A 5,987-nucleotide genomic window follows, 5' to 3' on the forward strand; every position below is an offset into this window, starting at 1 on the left:
GTCCGGCAGTTCGCCCTCGGCCATGCCGTTCCAGAGATGGTGGAGGCAGCGCAGCGCGGGCGGGGCCTCCAGCCAGTCCAGGAAGGCGTCGAGCTTGGCGTGGTGTGCATCGTCGTCCTGGGGGTAGATCTGCCAGACGAAGGGCGCGCCGGCCCAGAGGGCGCGCGCCAGCGAGTCCTCGCCCCGCACGAAGTTCAGGTCGCAGGCCCACAGCAGGTGGTCGAAATCGGTCTGGGACAGGTAGGGCAGCCAGTGGAGCGACAGCGCGCCGCGCTTGGAGGGCCCGGGGGGCAGGGCGCGGCATGCGCGGCCGGCGGTCACCAGCAGTCGAGTGGGCTCGCCCGCTTGCTCGAGGCGCGCCAGCAGGGCGCCGAGCGCCGGCGGTTCGTAGCAGAAGAGGCAGACCAGGCGCTCGCCGTTCCAGTCGATGTTCTGCTGCGCGAGCCAGGCGGCGCGGTCGAAGCGTGCGCGGCGTGCTGGCAGGTCCTCCTCGCGCAGCAGCCCGCCCGTCGCGCGGGTGAAGCCGGGATAGAAGAAGTGTTTCGTCAGACCCGCGCCTGGGCCCTTGAAGACGGGCGAAGGCAGTCGGTGCAGGCGCTCGACGTAGGGCTCCGCCGAAAGGTATTCGAGATTGAGCCAGACCCGGCGAGGCGTGCCCTGCGGGACGGGTTCCGCGAAGCGCGCGACAAGCTCCGGCGCGGGGTCGCAGCCGAAGGCTTCGATCAGCACGTCCGGCGGCGGCGCTGCGTTGGCTTCCTGCGCGGCGCCCGCCTCGGTCCACGTGACCACGCGGACTCCCGCATGGCCATGCGGCGCCATCCATGCCAGCGCCGACGGGTCGTCGATCCACAGCCGGACCGCGTCGCCGGCTGCCGCGAGCCCGCACGCCAGCCGCCAGCACACGCCGACGTCGCCATGGTTGTCGATGACCTTGCAGAAAATGTCCCAGCGCATCGCCGGATACTCTACAGCCCGTTGCCGGCAACCGGCCGCGCTCGCGCCAGCACGCCAGCACGCCAGCACGCCAGCACAATAGCGCCCGATGTCAGACACGCATTCCGACCAATTGCTCAGCGAGGTTGCGGCGCTTCCGCAACTGCCGGGCGTCTACCGCTATTTCGACGCCGCGGGCGCGGTGCTGTACGTGGGCAAGGCGCGCAACCTGAAGAAGCGCGTGGCCAACTATTTCCAGAAGAGCCACGCCGGCACGCGCATCGGCCACATGATCTCGAAGATCGCCCGCATGGAGACCACCGTGGTGCGCTCCGAGGCCGAGGCGCTCCTGCTCGAGAACAACCTGATCAAGACGCTCAAGCCCCGCTACAACATCCTGTTCCGGGACGACAAGAGCTACCCCTACCTGAAGATCGCGTCCCACGCCTTCCCGCGCCTGGCGTACTACCGCGGATCGGTCGACCGCAAGCACCGCTACTTCGGCCCGTATCCGAGCGCCTGGGCGGTGAAGGAGTCGATCCAGCTGCTGCAGAAGGTCTTCCGGCTGCGCACCTGCGAAGACACGGTGTACGCCAACCGCACGCGGCCTTGCCTGCTCTACCAGATCAAGCGCTGCACCGGACCGTGCGTGGGCTACATCACGCCCGAGGCCTACGCGCAGGACGTGGCCAATGCCGAGGCCTTCCTGCTGGGCGACACGCAGGCGGTGCTGTCCCAGCTCGAGGCGCGCATGACTGCGCATGCCGAGAAGCTGGAGTTCGAGCAGGCGGCCGAGCTGCGCAACCAGATGTCGGCGCTGTCGCGCGTGCTGCACCAGCAGTCGATCGAGATCGCCTCCGACAAGGACGTGGACATCCTCGCGGTCAAGGTGCAGGGCGGCAAGGCCTGCGTCAACCTGGCGATGGTGCGCGGCGGCCGGCACCTGGGCGACCGCGCCTACTTTCCGGTTCACATCGAGGACGCGGCGCAGATGGAGCAAGGTGCCCAGGGCGCCGAAGGCGAGGAGGCCCCGGGCGCCTTTGCCGGGTCGGTCGAGGTCCAGGTGCTCGAGGCCTTCGTCGCCCAGCACTACATCGACGTGCCCGTGCCGCCCACGCTGGTGCTGAGCGAGCTGGTGAGCCGCGAGCTGATCGAAGCCATCTCGCAGCAGGCTGGCGCGCGGGTGACGGCCGTGTTCCAGCCGCGCGAGCAGCGCCGGCACTGGCTGGAGATGGCGCAGACCAACGCAGGCCTGCAACTCGCGCGCCTTCTGGCCGAGGAAGGGTCGCAGCAGGCGCGCACGCGCGCGCTGGTGGATGCGCTGGAGCTCGCGCCGGACGACCTCGACAACTTCCGCGTCGAGTGCTTCGACATCTCCCATACGGCGGGCGAGGCCACGCAGGCTTCCTGCGTGGTCTTCGAGCATCACGCGATGCAGAACCGCGAGTACCGCCGCTACAACATCGAGGGCATCACGCCGGGCGACGACTATGCGGCGATGCGCCAGGTGCTTCATCGCCGCTACGGCAAGCTGGCGGAGGCGATGGCCGCAGAGGTCGATGCGCCCCCGGCGGGCGATGCGGCCGGCGCCGGCATTGATGCCCGGCCCGGCACGCGTGGCGCGCGCATGCCGGACCTGGTGCTGGTCGACGGCGGCAAGGGCCAGGTGTCGATGGCGCGCGAGGTGTTCGGCGAACTGGGGCTGCCGCTGTCGCTGATCGTCGGGGTGGAGAAGGGCGAGGGCCGCAAGGTCGGCCTGGAGGAACTTGTCTTCGCCGACGGCCGCGCCAAGGTGTACCTCGGCCGCGACTCCGCGGCCCTGATGCTGGTGGCGCAGATCCGCGACGAGGCGCATCGCTTTGCCATCACCGGCATGCGTGCGAAGCGCGCCAAGGTGCGGGTCGGTGGCAGCCAGCTCGAGGACATCCCCGGCATCGGGCCCAAGCGCCGGGCGCGGCTGCTGCAGCGCTTCGGTGGCATCCGCGGCGTGGCGGCAGCGAGCGTGGAGGACATCGCCTCGGTCGACGGCATCGCCTTCGAACTGGCAGAGGAAATCTACCGGGCGCTGCACTAGTTGCGCGAAGCGGGCAGTCCGGGGCGAGCCATATACTCCTCGCCATGTTCTGGACGCTCCCCACCATCATGACGTGGACGCGCATCGTCGCGATCCCGCTGATCGTGGGGGTGTTCTACCTGCCGCTGAACGAGCCGATGCGCAACATCGTGGCCACGGTGCTGTTCATCGTGTTCGCCGCCACCGATTGGCTCGACGGCTTCCTGGCACGGCGGCTCAACCAGACCTCGGCCTTCGGCGCCTTCCTCGATCCGGTGGCCGACAAGTTCCTGGTGTGCGCCTCGCTGCTGGTGCTGGTGCACCTGAACCGCGCCGACGTGTTCGTGGCCCTGATCATCATCGGCCGCGAGATCGCCATTTCTGCCCTGCGCGAATGGATGGCGCAGATCGGCGCCGCCAAGAGCGTGGCGGTCCACATGATCGGCAAGATCAAGACCGTCGTGCAGATGGTGGCGATCCCGTTCCTGCTTTTCGATGGCGTCCTGTTCGGTGTGATCGACACCGGCACCTGGGGCCAGTGGCTGATCTGGATCTCGGCCGTGCTCACGGTCTGGTCGATGGTCTACTACCTCCAGAAGGCCGTTCCGGAGATCCGGGCCCGCGCCAAATGACGGCGGTTGCGGCGCCGGCCTCTTCGGGATGGGTGCGGGCCATGCCCGCAGTCTTCGTGCTGATCTGGAGCACCGGCTTCATCGTGGCGCGCTACGGCATGCCCTACGCCCCGCCGCTGAAGTTCCTGGCAGTGCGCTATGCGCTGTCGGTGCTCTGCTTCCTGGTCTGGGTGTGGGCGGCGCGCGCGCGCTGGCCGCTCGAGCGTGCGCAGTGGGGGCATCTGGCGGTCACGGGCATCCTGATGCAGGCGGGCTACCTCGGCGGGGTTTGGGCCGCGGTCAGGGCCGGCATGGGGTCGGGGCTGGTCGCCTTGCTGGTCGGCATCCAGCCGGTGCTCACGGCGGTCTGGCTGTCGATGCACGGCGGTGCTATATCGCGCCGCCAATGGGCCGGACTCGCACTGGGCTTCGCCGGCCTCGTGCTGGTGGTGCTGCGCAAACTCGGGCAGGGCGGGGAAGTGAGCGTACTGACCATGGGGCTGGCGCTGATGGCGCTCGTTTCCATCACTGCGGGAACGCTGTATCAGAAGCGCTTCGTCGCGCCCTGCGACGTTCGCGTCGCGGGCGCGATTCAGCTCGGGGCGGCGCTGCTGGTCACGCTGCCGTTTGCCGCCCTGGAGGCCGACGGCATCCAGTGGAACCTGTATTCGGGTGGGGCGATGGCCTGGTCCGTGCTGGCGTTGTCGCTGGGCGGCAGTTCGCTGCTGTACATGCTGATCCAGCGCGGGACAGCGACGGCCGTCACCAGCCTGCTGTACCTTGTGCCACCCTGCACCGCACTGATGGCCTGGCTTCTCTTTGCCGAGCCGATCACGGTGGCCACGCTGGTGGGCATCGCGATGACAGCGGTGGGCGTGAGCCTGGTGGTGCGCGGCGAGCGCTGAAGTCCCTCGGGCCGGCATCCGCCGGCGGGTCTCATCCTCAATCGAAAGCGACCTGCTGGGCGATCAGCACGCCGTTGACGATCCGCGAGCCCGATACCGTCACCCTCGCGCCGTTGAGCAGGTTGGCCAAGCTGCCATTCACGAAAGCGACGCCTGGGCCGCTGGCATCCACCTGCTGCCCGCGCACCAGGAAGCTCGCCGGGGAGCTGTAGCCGGCCACCGGGCCGATGAGCTTGAACGATGCCGGCCCTCCGGTTCCAGGAACATGCCTGATCGTGAGCTTCGTCGCGAGGAGGACGCCGCCGGTCATGGTGCCGCCGACTTCCACCTTCACGCCGTTTCCGATGGCATTGGGAGGACCGCCGGTGATCTGCGCCGAGGCGGCGTCGACCGCCGTGCCCAGCAGCCGGAACGAGGTCAGTGCCGTGTAGTCGGTGATGATGCCTGCCAGCTGGACCGGCGTGCTGCTCACCTGCGGCACCGTGTACCACGCCTCCACCACCATGGCGGACAGCATGCCTGGCGTTGCCTGGGCGGCGGCACGCACGCGCACGATGGCGCCGTTCGCCAAAGTGCTCGCGTCGATGCCGCCCGTGAAGGAGGCCGTGCCGTAGTCGACGCTCAGGCTGCCGAGCGTGAAGAGGCGCGAGCCGGTGTTCAGGTTCTGCACGGTGCCGGTGGCGATGGGAGCCGAGCTCGCCGGATGCTGCTCGACCCGCGTGGCGCGAAGCACGCCGGGTGCGGCAGGCAGGCCCCAGACCTGAACCGCTGCGCCCGGCAGCAGCCCGGCCAGTCCCGTGGCCTTGGCCCACACCGTTGCTTCGTCCGTGGTGACGGTGGTGCCCATGAGGGTGAAGCTGCCGCCGGCAAGGTCCACGCTGGCGACCGGACCGCGCAGTTCCGCGGCGGATGCCACCTGCTTTGCGACGCCGCTGGTGAACTCGGCGTTGAAGGGGCCGGTGACCTTGGCGGTCATGCCGATCTGCAGAGCCGGAGCGTCCTCGACGCTGAAGACGGCGCTGTCGGTCTCGTAGCGCAGCCCGTTGACGATGATGCTGCCCAGGCCATCGACCCCTCCGATGCCAACGGCGTCCGCGGTGCTCACGCCGGTGCCGCCCGATCCGACGCCCGAGTCGTCGCCGCCGGCCGATGCGGTCGTCGAACCGTCCGGTCCGCCCGACCCGTCTGCGGAGCTCGTTCCATCTGCGGATGCCGACCCGCCTGCGGATGTCGACGTGCCGTCGCCGCTCGAGGCTCCGCGGTACAGGCCGCGGAATGCGGTATCCGACGAGACGCCGCTTGCGCCGACGGGAGCGAAGCTGCCGCCGTCGCTGCCACCACCGCACGAGAGCAGCAGGATCATCGATGCTGCGATCAGGCAGCTTCGCACCAGGCCGTTCTTCATTCTTTTCCCCTTACTGCGCGATCCCGGGCACGCCGGATGCCGGCTCGGCCGGCGTGGCCGATTCGGCTTCGTAGTAGGTG

At 69.2% G+C, this 5,987-nt stretch carries 5 protein-coding genes; 3 read left to right on the plus strand and 2 right to left on the minus strand.

Annotated elements, in window-relative coordinates:
* The coding region (earP, locus tag APY03_RS30540) for an elongation factor P maturation arginine rhamnosyltransferase EarP (protein ID WP_157103480.1) at positions 1-954 on the minus strand (954 nt) is incomplete at its 3' end.
* An 88-nt stretch (positions 955-1,042) separates the two neighbouring features.
* Here earP and uvrC point away from each other — a divergent pair.
* The 3 genes from uvrC to APY03_RS30555 are packed head-to-tail and all read left to right on the plus strand — an operon-like array spanning position 1,043 to position 4,502.
* On the plus strand, positions 1,043-3,007 hold the full coding sequence (uvrC, locus tag APY03_RS30545) for an excinuclease ABC subunit UvrC (RefSeq protein ID WP_068683008.1): 1,965 nt from the start codon (positions 1,043-1,045) through the stop codon (positions 3,005-3,007).
* A 44-nt stretch (positions 3,008-3,051) separates the two neighbouring features.
* On the plus strand, positions 3,052-3,618 hold the full coding sequence (gene pgsA, locus APY03_RS30550) for a CDP-diacylglycerol--glycerol-3-phosphate 3-phosphatidyltransferase (protein ID WP_068683010.1): 567 nt from the start codon (positions 3,052-3,054) through the stop codon (positions 3,616-3,618).
* Positions 3,615-4,502, plus strand: coding sequence for a DMT family transporter (locus APY03_RS30555; protein ID WP_068683011.1), 888 nt, complete (start codon positions 3,615-3,617; stop codon positions 4,500-4,502). The genes pgsA and APY03_RS30555 overlap by 4 nt, the downstream gene beginning before the upstream one ends.
* Before the next feature lie 37 nt (positions 4,503-4,539).
* On the opposite strand, the gene APY03_RS30560 is transcribed toward APY03_RS30555, so the two are convergent.
* Complete coding sequence (locus APY03_RS30560) at positions 4,540-5,907, minus strand: DUF5666 domain-containing protein (protein ID WP_068683013.1); 1,368 nt, start codon at positions 5,905-5,907, stop codon at positions 4,540-4,542.
* Between the last annotated feature and the right edge of the window lie 80 nt (positions 5,908-5,987).

The organism is Variovorax sp. WDL1 (genome assembly GCF_001541225.1).
Lineage (GTDB): Bacteria > Pseudomonadota > Gammaproteobacteria > Burkholderiales > Burkholderiaceae_C > Variovorax.

Bases quoted from the DNA above. Each gene is read 5' to 3' on its own strand.
- uvrC (WP_068683008.1), top strand. From the start codon at position 1,043: ATGTCAGACACGCATTCCGACCAATTGCTCAGCGAGGTTGCGGCGCTT.
- pgsA (WP_068683010.1), top strand. From the start codon at position 3,052: ATGTTCTGGACGCTCCCCACCATCATGACGTGGACGCGCATCGTCGCG.
- APY03_RS30555 (WP_068683011.1), top strand. From the start codon at position 3,615: ATGACGGCGGTTGCGGCGCCGGCCTCTTCGGGATGGGTGCGGGCCATG.
- APY03_RS30560 (WP_068683013.1), bottom strand. From the start codon at position 5,907: ATGAAGAACGGCCTGGTGCGAAGCTGCCTGATCGCAGCATCGATGATC.